Source organism: Bacillus sp. NH11B (assembly GCF_001884205.1).
Classification (GTDB): Bacteria; Bacillota; Bacilli; order Bacillales; family Bacillaceae_G; genus Bacillus_A; species Bacillus_A proteolyticus.
In genome coordinates this window covers 25,855-46,202 of the sequence record NZ_MAOG01000085.1, presented here as the reverse complement: position 1 = coordinate 46,202, position 20,348 = coordinate 25,855, and the positions used below count along the sequence as shown (strand labels likewise).

Below are 20,348 nucleotides of genomic sequence, written 5' to 3'. Positions count from 1 at the left end.
TTCAAACGATAGAAAAATTTTGCAGTTATGTAGATTTTTTTGTACGAAATCTTAATTTTTATATAGATATTGAGGTTGGTACGTATCTTGCATAAATAATAATGGAAATCTTTAAATTGAAGGAGTGGGGGAATTAGAACTTTTCATAGGGTATGCGACATTTCAGTGCAAATTAATTAAGAGGAGGAATTTATTAAGTGAAGACGGTTATAGAAGGCGTGTATAGTCCTTGTTACGGGAAAGTAGAGAAATTATTTGTTACTGAAAGTTCTTACGTATATGAGTGGGAGAAATTAGCGTTAATTGAAACAAAAGATAAGCAGCAAGTGGAAATCAAAGTGGGAATCAGTGGTTATATCGAATCATTAGAAGTGGTAGAGGGAGAAGCTATCGCTGATCAAAAACTATTAATAACAGTGAGGGATGACCTTTTAATAACGGGTAGCGATTAATAGAAGTAATATGTATTTTGCTCTTTTAAATAATTATTTTTACTATGAAGAATTTTAAAAGCGCTTACATTAAATGGGTTTGCAAAGTGAAAAGGGGGGATTTATATGATGGATCAAAGCCAAGGATTAAAAAGGGAATTGAAAAGTCGGCACATATTTATGATTGCACTCGGAGGGGTTATTGGTACTGGGCTTTTTTTAGGATCCAGTTATACAATTCATGAAGCTGGACCTGGAGGAGCAATTATAGCGTATCTTGTCGGTGGATTTGTTATGTATTTAACGATGCTCTGTCTTGGAGAGTTAGCGGTTGCGATGCCTGATGCAGGATCGTATCAAACATATGCTACAAAACATATTTCACCTGCAGCGGGTTATGTAGTGGGATGGATGTCGTGGCTAAACTGGACGGCTACGATAGGCATTGAATTAATTGCAGTTAGTATATTAATGAAACGTTGGTTTCCAGATGTATCATCATGGATTTGGTGCGTAGTGTTTGCCGTATTGCTCTTTGTTATTAATGCGTTATCTTCAAGAAGTTTTGCGGAGGTTGAATTCTGGTTTGCAAGTATTAAAGTAATTACAATTATTGCATTTATCATTTTAGGCGGGGCAGCAATGTTTGGTTTTCTAGATATGAAAGGAAATGAGCCAGCACCGATGTTTTCTAGCTTTACTGATTATGGTGGACTGTTCCCAAATGGATTATCAGCAATTTTAATTACGATGATTGCAGTTAATTTTTCCTTCCAAGGAACAGAACTAGTTGGTATCGCAGCTGGTGAGAGTGAAAATCCAGAGAAAACGATCCCGAAGGCAATTAATAATACAGTTTGGCGCATACTTGTTTTCTTTGTACTATCTATTTTTATTCTTGCGGGACTATTTCCGTGGCAGCAAGCAGGCGTGATAGAAAGTCCATTCGTAGTTGTATTTGATAAAATTGGTATTCCTTATGCGGCTGATATTATAAATTTTGTTATTATTACAGCGGTACTATCAGTTGCGAATTCAGGATTATATGCAACTTCCCGTATGCTATGGTCGATGTCTAATCAAGGAATGATTAGCCCGATTTTTGGTAAGTTATCTAAAAACGGTGTTCCTATCTATGCATTGATTGTAAGCACGATTGTAGGGTGCCTCTCATTATTATCAGGTATCTATGCGGAAGATACAGTTTATTTGTGGCTTCTTTCCATTGCAGGGTTCGGAGCGATATTAGTTTGGGCATCTATTGCCCTATCTAATCTATTGGCTAGAAGGACATACGTAAAGCAGGGTGGGGATATTAAAGATTTGAAATTTAAAACACCGCTGTATCCATTTGTGCCACTTCTCGCGTTAGTCTTAAATTTAACAGTAATTGTTGGCATGGCTTTTATTCCGGAACAAAGAATGGCATTGTATTGTGGTATTCCATTTATGATTGTTTGTTTACTGTTTTATCGTGCGACAAGAAATAAGGATAGCAAAATAGAACATACTGAAAAAGTAAATACGACAGAAGTAGAAAGTTTATAAATATATTCGAAACTTGTGCTTAATTTAGAGACTGTAGAATTGTAAACAGTCTCTTTTTTTGTGAAAATAAAGCTGGAAACATACTACGTAGGCAAAGGGGAATTAGCAATGAATCAAGAAGTTTCACAGCTATTAGAACAGATTGATTTACGAAAAGAGGAGCTACTAGAACTTACAAAAACTTTAATTTGTTTTGAAACACCAGCACCGCCAGCGAGAAATACAAATGAGGCGCAAGAATTTGTTGCAGAGTTTCTAAAAAAACGACATTTTAGTATTGATAAATGGGATGTATATCCAAATGATCCGAATGTTGTTGGGGTAAAAAAAGGGACGGAAAGTGAGTTATATAAAAGTCTTATTATTAATGGCCATATGGATGTAGCTGAAGTATCAGTAGATGAGGCGTGGGAAACAAATCCGTTTGAGCCGTTTACAAAAGATGGTTGGTTAGTTGGGAGAGGCGCGGCAGATATGAAAGGTGGACTAGCTGGAGCCTTATTTGCAATTCAGCTTTTAGAAGAAGCGGGAATTGAATTGCCAGGTGACCTAATGTTTCAATCGGTAATTGGAGAAGAAGTGGGAGAAGCCGGAACACTTCAATGTTGTAAGCGTGGATATGATGCTGATTTTGCAGTAGTAGTTGATACAAGTAATTTACATATGCAAGGGCAGGGCGGCGTAATTACTGGATGGATTACAGTGAAAAGCCCACAAACGTTTCATGATGCAACACGTAGACAGATGATTCATGCTGGAGGACGTTTATTTGGAGCGAGTGCTATTGAGAAAATGATGAAAATTGTTCAAAGCTTACAGGAGTTAGAGCGTCATTGGGCAGTAATGAAAACGTATGAAGGATATCCATCAGGGGCGACAACAATTAATCCTGCTGTCATTGAAGGGGGGCGTCATGCAGCATTTATTGCGGATGAGTGCCGGTTATGGATAACAGTACACTTTTATCCAAATGAAACGCATGAACAAATAATAGAAGAAATAGAAGAGTATTTAGGAAAAGTGGCAGCAGCAGATCCATGGTTAAGCGAGAACCCACTACAATTTAAGTGGGGCGGAGAATCAATGATTGTTGATCGAGGTGAAATTTTTCCCTCTTTAGAAGTAGATAGTAGTCATCTGGCTATTCAGAAACTAAGTTCTGCACATGAATATATATTACAGAAAGTCGCAACTTTAGATATGTCTGCTACAGTAACTGATGGCGGATGGTTTAGTGAGTTTAACATTCCAGCTGTAATTTACGGACCAGGTACATTAGAAGAAGCTCATTCAATAAATGAGAAAGTTGAAGTTGAGCAGTTAATTGAATTTACAAAAGTAATAACAGCGTTTATATATGAATGGTGTCATACGAAAAAATAGATGAGTATGTTGAAATCGTACAGGTATGTATACTTGTACGATTTTTTAGTGAACCATTTCAGAGTTGAATAGAAACAACTGAAATAGCTCTTTATTTTTCTATGTCTTTCGTTTTAATTCGATTAATTTCTCTTTTGCTAATTCAACAGCAATCGCATCATCTAAATAACCAATTGGAAAGAGATAATCGGGGATAATATCTGTTGATAAAATGAAATACAATAATGCGCCTCCGAGAACCGCACGTTCTTCGTTTGAAATAGTCTCATTGCAAAATTGTTGATACATATCTGTTAATTGTTCAATAAAAGGACCAGCGCTATCAATTTGTTCTAATTTACTTGCGAAACTTTCGTGAATACGTTTTTCACCTTCTGTTGTTTGAGCATAGCGTTCATAGTTTTCAAGTTCTTGTTTTACGCGCGTTGTTGTGTAGTCGAAATCAAATAAGTTAGAGGATTGCAGAGTTTGCTGAATTGTATCAAGAGATGTGTACATATCCGTCTTTTCTTTATTTATGTGAGGAGAATCAGGATACATCGCATCAAATAACAATTGAGGTGGAACTTGAAGACACTCAGCAAATTTTTGTAGATGTTTTTGTTTTGGCGGTTGTTTGCCATTCATAATTCTTGAGATTGTAGCAGGATCGATATTTGTAAGTATTCCTAGCTGTCGCATTGATAAGGCACGTTCTTTTAAAAGTTTTTTTATTAATGTACCAAGTCGATCGTTTGGGTTTTCTTTAGGCATAGTGAAGGCACTCCTTTTTATTGTTGAAAAAATGTTGAGCATTTATTACAAGTATATGAAACAGACAGGCACAGTTGCTCAACATTTTCATAATATACATGGAAATATGAGAAAAGGGGTGACTGTACTATGAGTACGGCAAGTTTATTTTCAATTCTTTTAATTGGAATTGCGTCCAATTTAGATAATGCAGGTGTTGGGATTGCGTATGGCATTCGTAAAATTCGAATTTCGTGGTTTAACAATTTTATCATCGCATTTTTTGGATTTTCATTTACTTTACTAGCTGGATTTTTTGGGAATTGGATTGCATTATATATTTCGGAGTTTACAGCAAACCTTATTGGAGCAATTGTTTTAGGAATAATTGGGGTATTTATTTTATGTCAGCCTTTCTTGAGTCAAAAAGAAACCGTAGAATCTAAGGATGGTAGTGTACTTATGGGGATTTTGCGTGATCCAGAAAAAGCAGATTTTGATGGTTCTAAAACAATTGGTTTTTCTGAAGCAATTGTTTTAGGAGTTGCATTATCTATAAATAATATTGCAGGTGGATTTGATGCTGGAGTAACAAATTTAAATCTTTGGCTTACAGCATGTATTTCTGGGGTGTTTAGTTTTATTTGTATTAGTGGTTTTGCGTATGTAGGAAAACGATTTTTAGCTGAATACTTAGGGAAATGGGCTACAGTTATTGCAGGCGTGTTATTAATTCTTATAGGGATAGATCAGTTATTATAAAAATACAATGTTCGAGCATTTCCTCGGAAATACTCGAATGAATCGCATATATCGACATCGGATATTTTCTTCTTTAAATATAAAGTAGATATCGTATAAAAGTGCATTATGTATAAATATTTGTTAATAAACATTAAAAGCACCTACATAGGTGCTTTTTTAACGTATATCTTCAATTAATTGTTCCGATTCTTCATGCATACTGTACTCACTTAATACTTGGATGCAAAGCCACTTTAATTCTTCGATAGTATGCTCAAGTTCTTCAGGAAGCACATGATGAATGTCTTCAAGTCCCATTCCGAAATGAATAAGCTCTAGTACTTGATCATCGATGTTCCGATCCATTAATAATTCAAGCACCTCTAGATTGAATATGTATCGGTGAGCTTCATCGAGTGAAACAACTTTTAACTTCAAGCTTTCTACAATACTCAATATAAAAAGAAGAATTGTTTTTTCAAGAACAGGTTGTTTTTCCATTTGAAATATCAGTTTCATCTTTTACACCTCCACATATAGCGTTAGGTTGTACTATATTATTCAGGAGGGGGGAGCAAATATGCATAATAAAGCGAAACTTTCATTATTGTTTTTATTTTGTTATTAATGATTGGTGAAACTAAATTTTTCGTGAAATAAAAAATCCTGCTAGTATAGCAGGATAACTTCCGAAATTAAAATATGCTCCAGCCTTCTTGGGCAGAAAGTAATTCAAGAATTTTAAAACCAGCGATACTATTTCCGTTTGCATCTAAAGCGGGTCCGAAAATGCCGATTCCCATTTCGCCTTTTACGCAGCCGAAAATACCGCCCGCTACACCACTTTTTGCAGGGATTCCAACGCGAATTGCAAATTCACCAGATTCATTATACATCCCGCAAGTAACCATAAATGTTTTACAAATTTTTGTAATATGTTTAGGGATAATTTGTTTTTTCTTGTATGGATCGTAGCCATCCATTGCAAAAATTAAGCCAATACGTGCTAAATCGATACAATTTACTTCAACTGCGCATTGACGAGTGTATAAATCCATAAGTTCTTCAATGTCACAATCTATAATGCCGTTTTGTTTCATATAGTAACAAAGTGAACGGTTTAAGTAAGCAGTCTCTAATTCTGAATTGGCAACTTTAGAAGAATAGTTAATTGTAGGATTATCTGTTATTTCACGTGCAAAATGAAGAATACGCTCCATTTTTTCTTCGTTATTTTTTCCTGCCAACATGCTTGTAATAGCTAGTGCACCTGCATTAATCATTGGATTAAGAGGTTTGGAAGGACTTGTCGTTTCTAACTTAATAATAGAATTAAAAGGATCACCAGTTGGCTCCATTCCAACTTTAGAAAATACATATTCTTCACCACGATCTAAAAGGGCAAGTGCAAGTGTAATTACTTTGGAAATACTTTGAAGAGTAAATAGTGTTTGTGAGTTGCCAGCATGGATATATTCTGTTTCTTTATGGAAAATGGCAATCCCTAAATCATCTGGATTTGCATTTCCTAGTTCGGGGATATAAGTAGCAAGCTTTCCTTTTTTCGTATATGGTTTTACTTGTTCTAACAACTGTTGTAAGTTGTTTGTTTCAATGCACTGCATAGTACCAACGCTCCTATTTCGAATTAACTAAGTTTACTTTTCCCGATATGCTCAGAAATAAATAATAACATGAAAAAGTGGAATGATAAAACGAAAGTTATTTGTGCTATAATAAGTTTTTTTGTCTGTATATTGTGTAGCTAACAAGGAGAATTTCCCTTTTATATAACAGTTTGGAAATAGAAAACTTATCCATAAAAAGTTCGAAAATAAAAACTACACATCTATACAACTATATGTTATTATGATTATGTAATAGAAAGCGTTTTCTAAAGCGTAATTATAATGATAACGATTTCATAAATTTGATAGGGGGAATTAAAATGTTGCAGTTTTTACAACGTATTGGTAAAGCGTTAATGCTTCCAATCGCCGTACTACCAGCAGCAGGATTATTGCTTCGTTTAGGACAAGAAGACGTATTTAATATTCCTGTTATGGCACAGGCCGGTGCAGCAATTTTTGATAATTTAGCACTTATTTTTGCAATTGGTGTTGCAATCGGTTTGTCTATTGATGGTAGTGGAGCAGCAGGACTTGCTGGGGCAATCGGATATCTTGTTTTACAAAATACAACGAACGCTCTAAGTAAGGCATATTCAGCAGCGGAGCTGAATGATAAATTAAAAAGTGTTCAGGATTTAGTAGGTTCAGTAGATCCAACTAAATTAGCAGATACAATGACAAAAGTTTCAAAAGCAGCGGCGTTAACGCCAAAAATAAATATGGCCATACTTGGTGGTATTATTGCTGGGGTTGTTGCTGGATTACTATATAACAAATTCCATAAGATTAAATTACCAGAATGGTTAGGTTTCTTTGCGGGGAAACGTTTCGTACCAATCATTACTTCTATTGTAATGCTTCTTTTAGGATTAGTATTCGGTCAAATTTGGCCAACAATTCAAAGTGGTATTGATGCGGTAGCACACGGCATCGTGAACTTAGGGTCAGTTGGTGCTGGTTTATTCGGATTATTAAACCGTTTATTAATCCCAATCGGTTTACACCATGTAATGAACACATACTTCTGGTTTGTACTTGGTGACTTTACAAATGCAGCTGGTGATATCGTTCATGGTGATATTGCACGCTTCTTTGCAAAAGATCCATCAGCAGGTATGTTCATGACTGGTTTCTTCCCAATCATGATGTTCGGTTTACCAGCAGCGTGTTTCGCAATGATTGCGGCTGCTAAACCAGAGAAGCGTAAAATGGTTACAGGTATGCTAGGTGGTCTAGCATTAACTTCATTCTTAACTGGTATTACAGAACCGATTGAATTCTCATTCATGTTCTTATCACCAGTATTATACGGTATTCATGCAGTATTAACAGGTCTTTCTTTATTCATTACAACAACACTTGGCATTCACGATGGCTTCTCATTTAGTGCCGGTGCAATCGATTACGTTTTAAACTTTGGTATTGCAACAAAACCAGTATTGCTAGCGGGAATCGGTTTAATTTACGCAGCAATTTACTTCGTAGTATTCTACTTCTTAATTAAGAAGTTCGATTTAAAAACTCCTGGTCGTGAAGATGACGATGAGTTAGCTGAAGAGGGTGATGCACCAGTTGCAGGTTCAATTGGTGAAACTTACGTAGCAGCTTTAGGTGGAAAAGAAAACTTAACAGTTATTGATAACTGTGCAACACGTCTACGCTTACAAGTGAAAGATGCTGGTCAAGTAAATGAAGCAGCATTAAAACGTGCTGGTGCAAAAGGTGTTATGAAATTAAGTAACACAAGTGTACAAGTTATCGTAGGTACAAATGTTGAATCTGTTGCCGATGATATGAAAAAACACGTATAAATAGTTAGATAAGAGGATATCCAAAAAGATTGATAACACCAGTCTTTTACAGGATATCCTCTTTTATTATGTTGAAATTTTAAAGGGAATCTTACTTTTGTAAATTTTCTTTTTCTTTTTTATACATATAGGTTGGTAATATGTTCAGCGCGTGATAAAGTAGGGATGACATAGAATGGAGTGTCTATAATCTACTGAAATGATTTGAAAAAAGTCTTGTGTAGATGAATTAAATTATCGGTAAATAAGGGGAAAAGGGTAATCATGGATCAGGAAAAAAATACTGTTAGTGGGAAAGTACGTCGTCCGTTTGTATACATAAAAAGAACAATCATTCTCGTCCTACTATGTTCACTTGTATATTTCATGTATACAAAAATTGTTGCGCATAATAAAAAAGAGGAAACTTTAAAAGCAGTAGCAGAAATGAAGAAGCAAGAAGAGATAAAAAAGCAAGAAGAAATGAAAAGACAAGAAGCTGAAAAACAAAGAAAACAAAAAGAACAGGAAGAACAGATAAAGCAGGTGCAAGTTATAGAGAAACCTGCTGAAGGGCCGCCTCAAGAAATTAATGAAAATGCTCAATTGGATCAATATTTACAAAATGCAGGATTTAGCGGGACAGCTGTTATTGTGAAGAACGGGAAAGTTCTTTTGAATAAAGGATATGGTATGGCGAATAAAGAGAAGCAAGTACCGAATAATTCGGAAACAACTTTCTATATTGGTTCTATTTCGAAGGCATTTGTAGCGACTGCTATTATGCAATTAAAAGATCAAAATAAGTTACAAGTAGAGGATACAGTTGCAAAGTATATTCCAGACTTTCCTCAAGGTAATAGCATTCAGTTAAAACATTTATTAACACATACATCAGGCATTCCGGAATATGAGCAGGGAAAAGAGGATATTTCTCATGAAGAACTGATAAAGCGGATAGGAAATCAAAAGCGTATCGGGAGTCCAGGAGAGAAATGGAAGTATTCCGATTCGAACTACTCTATACTTGCTTACATTGCTGAGAAGGTAAGTGGACAGTCGCTCGAAGAATATATAAAACAACATATTTTTGCGACTGCGGGTATGAAACATTCTGGTTTTGGTACAGCGTTGGAACAAACAAGATTCCCATCAACGGGTTATAAAATAGTGAATAATAATATGACAACACCTAATATTCCGAGCATGTCACAACTATATGGTTGTGGTGATATATATACGAGCGCACATGATTTATATTTATTTAATGAAGCACTCTTTTCTGGAAAATTAATTTCAAAAGAGAGTTATAATCAAATGTTTACAGCCGTGAAAAAGGATTATGGATTTGGCTGGTATGTCGATCCAGGAAGCTATTCAAATCATGGTGTAATGCCAGGTTGGAATTGCTTAAATGGTTTTAGTAAAAATGGTAGTGTATATGTTGTTTTATTATCTAACATTCAAAATAACATTAAATCATTTGGTAAAGTGAATAACGATATTTATACGATGTTACGAAATATTGAAGTGTAAAAGACTATCCCTTTTGGATAGTCTTTTTTTATTGAGGAAGTGTATGTGCAATGGGATAATGAAATAAAGTGAAACTTTAATTAGTGGGGGTCTTACTGCCCGTTAATGCGGGATAAATGGAAAAGGGGGAGGGATATGAGTATACATAAGCATCACGCACGTAATGCGAAACGAATTTTCTTTGTATCTGTCATTGTATGGATTATCGTCGCAATTGTATTAGTGATGGAATATAACAAAGGGATGCTATTCACTTCGGAGAAAGAAAATCTAAAATTAATAGGTGTTGTACTACCAGCATTTGGATTATTAATATATAGCTTTACGGAAAAACGAAGATCAAAAATGCTTAAACAGGAAAATTATAATATAGAGACTTCTGAATTATTTGAGCAACAAAAATTTGTTGTTCGCAAAGAGGTAGGGGTATTTCAAGTAATAACGTACTTTGGATTAGATGGAAATACAGTAGGTTTTTTAAAAGAAGAGTATGATTTTGTTATTCAACGTGTATGGCAAGCTGTACTTTCTTTTCTTTTTAAGGGACTACATAAGCAACAATTTTATTTATATAATCACTCGGGAGAAAGATTGTTGCGTGTTCAAAAGAAGATGGGAGTACGTAATTTCTATATTTTTTCTGATGTAGATGGAAAGAAAATTGGAGAGTTGAAACAAGTACTAAGTTTAACAAAGTGGGAATGGATCTTTTTAGGGGTGAATGGTAAAGAATTTGGTAAAGTGACTGGAGACCTTTCAGCAACAATGCAGAAAATAGACTGGCGAGATGGCACGCATATTGATGTGAAAGAAGATGGTATTCCGTTAGAAGCTGCTAAGTATTTCTCGGCAAGTGGTGGTTCACTTGTTACAGCTTCTATAAGTGAACAGGCAGAATTACCACGAGCAGTTTATTATAGTGTCTCTGCGATAGTTACAATTAAAAATTAAAATATATATAAAGATAGATGGGATACCATCTATCTTTTTTGTGTGATTAGAACATATTGTTTCGTTGAAAAATGTATGTCTTACCTATCACAAAAAAGTTTGTTTTGTATACATTAAGATGTATGGATGTATTTTTGTAATTTAAAAATAATAGGAGGAGAAGTGTATGTGTCTGTTCGGTAAGTATTGGAAAAAGTTATCGAGATTGTTTAATAGACAATTAGATTATTTTTTAGATAATAAGTTATTGCCTGCTGTGGAACGACTTTTATTTTCGCAAAACTTCGCAAGGTTTATTCAAAGAAATTCTAAGCAAGCTACGGAAGATTTTATAGAATCAAGTCAATTCCAATCTATTATTTGTAACATTTTAAAAGAATGTAATACATCACCATTTAAAGAAATTGCAAAGCAATATTTAGGTAAAAACGTCGAAATTACTGTGACAGTTGGACAGTTAACGGGTGTTATTGTAGCAGTTGGTGACGATTTCTTAACGCTGCAAGAAGGAATAGGAACTGAAGTTTTATTACCATTTACAAGTATTATATCAATTAAAGAAGTGTAAGAAAGGAGACTTATATATGTTATTTACTGATGAATTGCGTAACCATGTTGGTGAGTTAGTGCAAGTTGTGACAGCTGTAGAAATCGTTGCAGGTATTCTTTTATCTGTGACGGACGGGGCAGTAAGTGTTCGTACTTCTCCTTCTTATGGACCACCGGAAGATGTGCTTGTACGTATTCCTATTATTTCTTATGTTCGCTTGGAAGGGTAAGAGTGATGCAAGCATGAAAGTATCAGTTGTTATTCCGGTGCATAATGAAGCAAGTACTTTATCACAAGTCTTAGTAGAAGTGGGGAAGCTCGAGCCTTATGAAATTATCGTAGTAGATAATGGATCGACAGATGAGACAAAAGAAATAGCCTTCCAACATCATTGCCGCGTGATTTATTATAAACATTCTCTTGGCAATGATGTTGGAAGGGCAATTGGAGCTAGAGAAGCAAATGGTGACATCGTATTATTTTTAGATGGTGATATCGTTATTGATAATATAGAGCTACAACGTTTCGTGAAAGGAATCCAGCGGGGGCATCAAATTGTTGTGAATAATTTAACATGGTCTGTGTATTTAAAGGTGAGACCACATTATACGACAGTTGGAAAATGTATGTTGAATCGTTATTTGAATAAAAAAGAGCTTGTTGTCGGATCATTAATCGCAATTCCACATGCGATGAGTAGAGAAGTTATCGAGAGGCTTGGATGGTGGAATTTAGCAGATCCAGCATTATTTCAAGCGATGGCGATGTCTAGAGGAGTAGATATTGTTGATATGGCTTCGGTCGATGTAATTCACACAAATAAAGTTCGTTCTGTGCATACTGGTACATCACCAGGTTCTCCTTATCCGAAAGCGACTAGTCGTATTATGGGTGATCATTTACGTGCTTTGCAATATGTAATCGAAACATATGGTAAACGTGGCGGTTTTTCGGAGGGAAACAGGGATAGAGAGTTTATAGGGAAGTATAAACCAGTTTTATTAAAGAAGGAACAGGCGAAATATAGTGCGATTATACCAGTGTCAGAAGAAAAAATGACTATAAGATCTGTTATACAAGAAGTGAAAAAAGCAGGTGTAGATGAAATTATAGTTGTTGCAAATGGAGCAGATGGTGAGACGATTAAACAAGCAAAGTTAGAGAATGTCATTGTAGTTGAATTCACGAAGGCGCTTGGACATAATGTAGCACGAGCGATAGGGGCTATGCATGCTACGGCAGATATTTGTTTATTTGTTGATGGTGATTTTGCTATTCCGGCAAAAAAACTAATTCCATTTTTGCATGCTATTGAAGACGGGAATGATGTGGCGTTAAATGATTTACAATGTTTGTTAGATATGTTTCATCCGGCAGATCCAATTAGTATGGGGAAATATTTCGTGAATTTGGTAGCAAAACGACCAGACTTATGGAACAACTCGTTAACGGCAGTACCACATGCTATGCGTAAAAAGGTAATAGAGAAAATTGGATATGATTCTCTTATCATTCCCCCATTAGCTCAAATGAAAGCTATTTTAGAAGAATGTTCTATTACAGCAGTGGAATTTGTAGATGTTATAAAAACAAATCGAGTACGCCCAGAGCAACATGGGTTTGTAAATGGACGTATTCCAGCATTTGACCGTATTTTTGGTGATCAGCTTGAGGCGATTGCGTATTTATTACAATATACGGACGAACGCGGAGGATTTACAGATGGAGAGCGGGATAGAGATATAATTCAACAATTGAGAAAGGAAGAAGAAAATATAGATGGATGCTAGTAGTAAAGTAACTATTATTGGATTAGGATATGTCGGCCTTCCTTTGGCTGTCCTTTTTGCAGAAAGAGGACATGCTGTACTTGGATTAGATAAAGATACTAGGAAGATAGAATTAATAATCAAAGGAGAAAGTTATATTCCTGATGTTTCTTCTAACGTATTACAAAATTTATTGAACGAGAGAAAATTAATAGTAAATACACCAGATAAAGGTGTTACGGAGTTCCAAAATAGTGAGTATGTTATTGTGACTGTGCCAACGCCAATTAATGAGAATAAAGAACCCGATTTAAGTGCCCTCGTTTCAGCCTCTTATTATATACAACAACACCTTCAAAAAGGACAAACCTTCATTTTTGAAAGCTCCACATATCCAGGTACACTGGAAGAAGTTATCATTCCTATTATTTCTCAAACAGGTAAAAAGGTAGGAGAAGATTATTATATTGGGTATTCTCCAGAGCGAATTGATCCAGCGAATAGCCAGTATTCAGTCGAAACAATTCCGAAAGTTATTAGTGGACAAACCGAGCAGTGTAAACAAAAAGTACAGGATTTGTATAGCACTATATTTGATGTAGTCGTTCCAGTTAGCTCTCCGAAAGTAGCCGAGATGTGTAAGCTATTTGAAAATATTCAGCGCTTAGTTAATATTTCATTAGTAAATGAGTTAAATATACTTTGTGAAAGTTTGAATATTAATTTTTATGAGGCGCTTGAAGCTGCATCTACAAAACCGTTTGGATTTACTCCGTATTGGCCAGGACCAGGAATAGGGGGACATTGTATCCCGGTAGATCCTTTGTATTTTCAATGGAGAATAAGAAAGGCTGGAGCAATTAGTCAATTAATTGAGGTAGCACATGTAATTAATGAAGAAATGCCAGAGAAAATAATCGGGAAAGTAAAAGGTGTGGTGCAATCACCAGCAACGATTTTAATTGTAGGAATTGCATATAAGAAAGATGTAAATGATTTGAGAGAATCACCAGCGTTGCCAATTATTCAATTATTAATAAAAGAAGGATACAAGATAGAATATCATGATCCGTATATTTCTACAGCGAAAATTGGAGATACACTATATCAATCCGTCCCATTAGATGAACAAAGAATTAAACAAGCGGATTGTATTTTAATTGTAACGGATCACTCTAATATCGATTGGAATCTATTTAAAGGCATTGAGCGATTAATAGATACACGTGGAATTATAAAGAAGGTGAGTGTATGAGTAAGAAATGTTTGATTACAGGTGGAGCAGGATTCATTGGGTCGCATCTAGCTGAAGAATTGGTGAAAAGAGGTTATGAAGTCACGATTGTGGATAACTTCTATAAAGGGAAAAATAAATATCATGATGAATTAATGAAAGAAATTCGGGTTATTCCAATAAGTGTTTTGGATAAAAGTTCTATTTATGAATTAGTAAATCAACATGATGTAGTATTTCATTTAGCGGCAATATTAGGTGTTAAAACGACAATGGAAAAAAGTGTAGAGCTTATTGAAACAAATTTTGATGGGACGAGAAACATTTTGCAAGCGGCGTTAAAAGGGAAGAAGAAAGTAGTATTTGCATCTACTTCTGAAGTATATGGAAAGGGAGAGCCGCCATTCTTTGAAGAAGGAGATCGTTTATACGGTGCAACTTCTAAAATACGCTGGAGTTATGCAGTTTGTAAAACGTTAGAAGAGACATTATGTTTAGGATACGCATTAGAAGGTTTACCTGTAACGATTGTTCGTTATTTTAATATTTATGGTCCAAGAGCGAAAGATGGTCCGTATGCAGGAGTAATACCACGATTTATTCGTGCGGCTTTGCAAGGTGATGATATTCTCGTGTATGGAGATGGAAAGCAGACACGTTGCTTTACGTATGTAAGTGATGCGGTCGAGGCAACAATTCGCGCAATGGGTGAGAATGTAAATGGTGAAATTATTAATATAGGTTCTGAGAATGAAAAAAATATTAAAGAAGTAGCAGAAGTAATCAAAGAACTAACGAATTCTTCTTCGAAAATTGTACATGTTCCTTTTGAAGAAGTATACCCACATGGTTTTGAGGAAATTCCAAATAGAAGACCAGACGTAACAAAATTAAGAGAACTTGTTCAATTTCAAGCGACAGTAACGTGGGAACAGGGATTGAAAGAAACTATTAAATGGTTTCGTGAAGAAAACAATGGCTAAGTCATTATCGGTTATTATTCCTGTATGTAATGAAGTGGATACGATTTCAGATGTGATTCAATCGGTAAAACCACTAAATCCAGTAGAGATTATTGTAGTAGCAAATGGTTGTAATGATGGCACAGAAGCGATTGCTGAGAGCTTAGGATGTACAGTAATCCAGTATAAAGAGTCACTTGGTAACGACGTTGGACGTGCAGTTGGTGCGAAACATGCGATAGGTGATGTATTACTGTTTGTAGATGGTGATTTTGCTATTCAAACTTCAAAATTACAATTATTCCTTAATCCGATTTTGCATGATCAGGCGGATATCGCTTTAAATAATTTGGACGCATTATTTTTAAAGAATCAAAAACCACATTCTATTACAGTATGGCGCCAACTATTAAATGCAATGTTAGAGCGCGAAGAATTAAAAATTGATTCTTTATTATCTGTACCCCATGCGTTGACGAAAGAAGTCGCTCAAAGTATTGGATATGAATGTTTTGTTAATCCTATTGTGGCTCATTTACGCTTAGCACAAAGTAAATGGAAAATTAGTCGTCATTGTGCAATTGACGTTATTACGCCGAATAAATTTCGTCCACTCGAGCATGTTGCATATGGCACGGATCTTTCTCAATCTGAAAAAAGAATGATAGGTGATCATATAGAAGCTGTAGCAGAGCGGATAGTAGGCAGCGATGAGCGCGGAGGATATTATGATGGGAATAGGAAAAGAGAGAGTGTCTATCATACTTTAAATTTTGAAGGATTTTCTCAAGGATGGGGCGTTACATCTAATTTGTATAAAGGAGAGCAATTATCGGTAATTATTCCTGTACAAGATGAAGAGAAAACAATTGGGAACGTTATAGAAGAGCTTCGTAAAATTGAACCTTTTGAAATCATCGTTGTTGTAAATGGTTCATCCGATAAAACGGCAACAATTGCAAAAGACAAGGGAGCAACAACAATTGTATATAAAGAAGCACTTGGAAACGATGTGGGGCGTTCGCTTGGAACTTATTTTGCAAAAGGAGAAATTGTGTTATTTATAGACGGCGATTTTGTTATTCCTGCTAGTGAGCTATATCCCTTTGCAAAAGCAATTGCAGATGGAACAGATGTCGCATTAAATGATTTAAATCATTATTTAGATTTGAGAGTACCACTGCATTTTGTAACTGCATTTAAATATGCATTAAATGTAGCTTGTAATCGAAAAGATTTAGGTGTAGGCTCTCTTATTGCTGTACCTAATGCGTTTAGCAGGTCGTGTTTGAAATCAATTGGATATAGATCTTTACTGTCACCTTGCGTAGCGCAAGTGAAAGCTATTCTTTCAGGATTCGAAATCGCATGTGTAAGTCGTGTTGAGGTCGATAAGATGAACCGTATTCGCCTTAGTGAACATTTTGCAAAAATAGGTCATCCTCCAGCTGTCTTGCGAATTATAGGTGATCATATAGAAGGGGTAGAGCAATTAATCGCATTAAAGGGCGGTCGTGGTGGATTCTATGATGGAAATAGAAAAAGAGATGTTTTATAGGTAACAAAAAAAGTGTACAACATATGTACACTTTTTTGTTCCGTTATAAAAACTATAACAGATTAGGAGATAAGAGTATTACAGCTCTACAATGGGTATCGTTTTTATATTACAAAATAGGACTCGTATATAAGGATACCAAAAAAATACAATTAAAGAAAGGGTTAATTCTAAAGAGTTTTGTATGAGGTTAACACTATGTATGTAGTAGTTTGCTCAACATTTCACAAACATGTCACAACTATTTCGTCCACTTTCGAAAAAAAGTAGTATTCTAAGTGTGTAAGCTGTTATATAAAAAAACGTAGTCCTGTACTAATCAAAAATGGAGGAGATTAGGATGACTCAAGTATTAGAAAATGTAAAAAACGCGTGGGAAAACTTTAAAGGTGAAAAATGGAAAGCAGAGATTGATGTTCGCGATTTCATTTTAAATAATGTAAACGTTTACGAGGGAGAAGACTCTTTCTTAGCGGAAGCAACTGAAGAAACGAAAAAACTTTGGGATCAAGTAATGGATTTAACAACAAAGGAACGTGAAAACGGTGGCGTTCTTGATATGGATACAAAAATTGTTTCTTCTATTACATCACATGAACCAGGATATTTAAATAAAGATATTGAAAAAGTGGTCGGTTTCCAAACTGATAAACCATTTAAACGTTCTTTACAACCATATGGTGGTATTCGTATGGCGGAACAAGCTTGTGAAGCGTATGGATATGAAATGGATAAAGAACTTAGCAGTATTTTCAGAGACTGGCGTAAAACTCATAATCAAGGTGTATTTGATGCATACACACCAGAAATGAAAGCGGCTCGTAAATCAGGTGTTATTACTGGTCTTCCAGATGCATATGGACGTGGACGTATTATCGGTGACTATCGCCGCGTAGCATTGTACGGTATAGATCGTTTAATTGAAGCGAAAAAAGCTGATTTTAATTTAACTGGCGGTGTAATGAGCGAAGAGACAATGCGTTTACGCGAAGAATTATCTGAGCAAATGCGTGCACTTCAAGAGTTAAAACAGATGGCTGCTTCTCATGGATTCGATATTTCTAAGCCAGCTACAAATGCACAAGAGGCTTTCCAATGGTTATACTTTGCTTACCTTGCAGCAATTAAAGAGCAAAACGGGGCAGCAATGAGTCTTGGACGTACATCTACATTCTTAGATGTTTACATTGAAAGAGATTTAGCAAATGGTACTTTAACAGAAGAAGCAGCACAAGAAATTGTGGACCATTTCATTATGAAATTACGTCTTGTGAAATTTGCAAGAACACCTGATTATAATGAACTATTCTCTGGTGATCCAACTTGGGTAACTGAATCTATCGGTGGTATGGCGTTAGACGGTCGTCCGTTAGTAACAAAAAACTCATTCCGATTCTTGCATACATTAGATAATTTAGGACCAGCTCCAGAACCAAACTTAACAGTTCTTTGGTCCAAACAGTTACCGCAAAACTTTAAAAACTACTGTGCGAAAATGTCTATTAAAACATCAGCAATTCAATATGAAAATGATGACATTATGCGTCCTGATTACGGCGATGACTACGGTATTGCTTGTTGTGTATCTGCAATGAGAATTGGTAAACAAATGCAGTTCTTCGGAGCACGTGCAAACTTAGCGAAAGCATTACTATATGCGGTTAACGGTGGTAAAGATGAAAAGTCAAAAGCACAAGTTGGTCCTGAATACGCACCAATTACTTCTGAAATATTAGATTATGAAGAAGTTATGCATAAATTCGATATGACAATGGAATGGTTAGCTGGTCTATATTTAAATACATTAAATGTAATTCACTATATGCACGATAAATATAGCTATGAACGTATTGAAATGGCACTTCATGATACAAATGTTCTTCGTACAATGGCAACAGGTATCGCTGGATTATCTGTAGTAGCAGACTCTTTAAGTGCAATTAAATACGCAAAAGTAAAACCAATTCGTGATGAAAATGGTATTGCAGTTGATTTCGAAATTGAGGGAGATTTCCCTAAATACGGTAACAATGATGATCGTGTAGATGAAATCGCAGTAAATCTTGTGAAAACATTTATGAACAAGCTTCGCAAACATAAAACATACCGTAATTCTGTTCATACAATGTCAATCTTAACAATCACATCTAACGTTGTATATGGTAAGAAAACTGGTAACACTCCAGATGGACGTCGTACTGGAGAACCATTTGCACCGGGCGCAAACCCAATGCATGGACGTGATACAAAAGGTGCATTAGCGTCACTATTATCTGTAGCTAAATTACCATATGAAGATGCACAAGACGGTATTTCTAATACATTCTCTATCATTCCAAAAGCACTTGGTAAAGAAGATGATGTACAAGTACGCAACTTAGTATCTATGCTTGATGGATATGCAATAAAAGAAGGACATCACTTAAATATTAACGTATTTAATCGTGAAACATTAATGGATGCAATGGAGCACCCTGAAAAATATCCACAATTAACAATTCGTGTATCTGGTTACGCTGTTAACTTTATTAAATTAACTCGTGAACAACAAATTGATGTAATTAACCGTACAATGCATGAAAGCATGTAAGTGAAAAAAGTGTCCCTCCGCTTTTAATATATAGCGGGGGGAGGCTGTTTCAATAAAGGAGGAAGTAACATGGTAAAAGGAAGAATACATTCTGTAGAGTCTTGTGGTACTGTTGATGGCCCAGGGATTCGTTATGTCATATTTACACAAGGGTGTTTATTACGTTGTCAATATTGTCATAATGCTGATACGTGGGAAATCGGTAAAGGTAAAGAAATAACAGTTGAAGAAGTGATGCAGGATGTGACATGTTACCTTCCATTTATTGAAGCTTCTGGAGGCGGTATAACAGTTAGCGGTGGAGAGCCACTATTACAGCTAGACTTCTTGATTGAGTTGTTTAAAAAGTGTAAAGAATATGGTATCCATACAACGATCGATTCTTCTGGCGGTTGTTATTCTGAAGAACCAGAATTCCAAAATAAGCTAGATATTTTAATGGATTATACAGATTTAGTTTTATTGGATTTGAAGCATATTGATTCAAAGAAACATCGTAAATTAACAGGGAAACCAAATGAACACATTTTACAATTTGCTCGTTATTTATCGGATAAAAAGAAACCAATTTGGGTAAGACATGTATTGGTTCCTGGTGTTACCGATGGTGAAGAGGATCTGCAAAAATTATCAAGCTTTATTCAAAGTCTATCGAATGTTAAGAAAGTGGAAGTGTTACCATACCATAAACTTGGTGTTTATAAATGGGAGGCACTTGGACATAAGTATCCACTTGCGGATGTGAATCCACCGACAGAAGAAAATGTTGAGCATGCGAAACATATTTTAAAAGCAGTCTAATCCAAATATTGGATTAGACTTTTTGTTTCTTTATCCCGCTATTTGTGGACAGTAAACGCCCGATTGGTGAAGGCTAATAATCAGTGGGGGATGAATAAAACCCCCACTGATTAAAGTTTCACTTTATAATAAAATCTA

The 20,348-nt window shown here is 35.5% G+C and carries 18 protein-coding genes; 15 read left to right on the top strand and 3 right to left on the bottom strand.

What is annotated here, in order from left to right:
* Positions 1-197: 197 nt before the first annotated feature.
* The 3 genes from BAU27_RS12075 (at position 198) to BAU27_RS12065 (ending at position 3,362) form a co-directional block, all read left to right on the top strand.
* Positions 198-452 (top strand): biotin/lipoyl-containing protein, encoded by a 255-nt coding sequence (locus BAU27_RS12075; protein ID WP_071745373.1) that lies wholly within the window; start codon positions 198-200, stop codon positions 450-452.
* A gap of 105 nt (positions 453-557) precedes the next feature.
* On the top strand, positions 558-1,979 hold the full coding sequence (locus BAU27_RS12070) for an amino acid permease (RefSeq protein WP_071770995.1): 1,422 nt from the start codon (positions 558-560) through the stop codon (positions 1,977-1,979).
* A gap of 108 nt (positions 1,980-2,087) precedes the next feature.
* Positions 2,088-3,362: an acetylornithine deacetylase gene (locus BAU27_RS12065; RefSeq protein ID WP_071770994.1), complete on the top strand. Its 1,275-nt coding sequence runs from the start codon at positions 2,088-2,090 to the stop codon at positions 3,360-3,362.
* A 99-nt stretch (positions 3,363-3,461) separates the two neighbouring features.
* Here the strand turns inward: BAU27_RS12065 and BAU27_RS12060 are convergent, their stop codons facing one another.
* On the bottom strand, positions 3,462-4,115 hold the full coding sequence (locus BAU27_RS12060) for a DUF1232 domain-containing protein (RefSeq protein WP_071770993.1): 654 nt from the start codon (positions 4,113-4,115) through the stop codon (positions 3,462-3,464).
* 129 nt (positions 4,116-4,244) lie between these two features.
* On the opposite strand from BAU27_RS12060, the gene ytaF reads away from it, so the two are divergent.
* A complete protein-coding gene (ytaF, locus tag BAU27_RS12055) occupies positions 4,245-4,856 on the top strand; it encodes a sporulation membrane protein YtaF (RefSeq protein WP_071770992.1) in 612 nt (203 codons plus the stop codon).
* A gap of 159 nt (positions 4,857-5,015) precedes the next feature.
* On the opposite strand, the gene BAU27_RS12050 is transcribed toward ytaF, so the two are convergent.
* Entirely contained in the window at positions 5,016-5,357 is a 342-nt protein-coding gene (locus BAU27_RS12050; RefSeq protein ID WP_000766602.1) for a DUF3969 family protein, read from the bottom strand.
* A 176-nt stretch (positions 5,358-5,533) separates the two neighbouring features.
* Complete coding sequence (glsA, locus tag BAU27_RS12045) at positions 5,534-6,463, bottom strand: glutaminase A (protein ID WP_071745378.1); 930 nt, start codon at positions 6,461-6,463, stop codon at positions 5,534-5,536.
* 323 nt (positions 6,464-6,786) lie between these two features.
* On the opposite strand from glsA, the gene nagE reads away from it, so the two are divergent.
* The 11 genes from nagE (at position 6,787) to pflA (ending at position 20,210) form a co-directional block, all read left to right on the top strand.
* Positions 6,787-8,280: an N-acetylglucosamine-specific PTS transporter subunit IIBC gene (gene nagE / locus BAU27_RS12040; RefSeq protein WP_071745379.1), complete on the top strand. Its 1,494-nt coding sequence runs from the start codon at positions 6,787-6,789 to the stop codon at positions 8,278-8,280.
* Between the two features lie 264 nt (positions 8,281-8,544).
* A complete protein-coding gene (locus tag BAU27_RS12035; protein WP_071770991.1) occupies positions 8,545-9,795 on the top strand; it encodes a serine hydrolase domain-containing protein in 1,251 nt (416 codons plus the stop codon).
* A gap of 135 nt (positions 9,796-9,930) precedes the next feature.
* Positions 9,931-10,746, top strand: a complete 816-nt coding sequence (locus BAU27_RS12030) for a sugar ABC transporter ATP-binding protein (RefSeq protein ID WP_071770990.1) — start codon at positions 9,931-9,933, stop codon at positions 10,744-10,746.
* A 166-nt stretch (positions 10,747-10,912) separates the two neighbouring features.
* Positions 10,913-11,314, top strand: a complete 402-nt coding sequence (locus BAU27_RS12025; protein ID WP_071745382.1) for an LSm family protein — start codon at positions 10,913-10,915, stop codon at positions 11,312-11,314.
* Positions 11,315-11,330: 16 nt separating this feature from the next.
* The gene (locus tag BAU27_RS12020) at positions 11,331-11,525 is read left to right on the top strand and encodes an LSm family protein (RefSeq protein WP_000899472.1); all 195 of its coding nucleotides are present in this window, start codon (positions 11,331-11,333) and stop codon (positions 11,523-11,525) included.
* Positions 11,476-13,086, top strand: a complete 1,611-nt coding sequence (locus tag BAU27_RS12015; RefSeq protein ID WP_071770989.1) for a glycosyltransferase family 2 protein — start codon at positions 11,476-11,478, stop codon at positions 13,084-13,086. Before BAU27_RS12020 ends, BAU27_RS12015 begins: the two co-directional genes overlap by 50 nt.
* Entirely contained in the window at positions 13,076-14,320 is a 1,245-nt protein-coding gene (locus tag BAU27_RS12010; protein WP_071745384.1) for a nucleotide sugar dehydrogenase, read from the top strand. Before BAU27_RS12015 ends, BAU27_RS12010 begins: the two co-directional genes overlap by 11 nt.
* A complete protein-coding gene (locus BAU27_RS12005) occupies positions 14,317-15,282 on the top strand; it encodes an NAD-dependent epimerase/dehydratase family protein (protein ID WP_071745385.1) in 966 nt (321 codons plus the stop codon). The genes BAU27_RS12010 and BAU27_RS12005 overlap by 4 nt, the downstream gene beginning before the upstream one ends.
* Positions 15,275-16,819, top strand: coding sequence for a glycosyltransferase (locus tag BAU27_RS12000; protein ID WP_071770988.1), 1,545 nt, complete (start codon positions 15,275-15,277; stop codon positions 16,817-16,819). The genes BAU27_RS12005 and BAU27_RS12000 overlap by 8 nt, the downstream gene beginning before the upstream one ends.
* A 340-nt stretch (positions 16,820-17,159) precedes the next feature.
* Complete coding sequence (gene pflB, locus BAU27_RS11995; protein WP_071745387.1) at positions 17,160-19,409, top strand: formate C-acetyltransferase; 2,250 nt, start codon at positions 17,160-17,162, stop codon at positions 19,407-19,409.
* A gap of 69 nt (positions 19,410-19,478) precedes the next feature.
* On the top strand, positions 19,479-20,210 hold the full coding sequence (gene pflA / locus BAU27_RS11990; RefSeq protein ID WP_071745388.1) for a pyruvate formate-lyase-activating protein: 732 nt from the start codon (positions 19,479-19,481) through the stop codon (positions 20,208-20,210).
* Positions 20,211-20,348 lie beyond the last annotated feature (138 nt).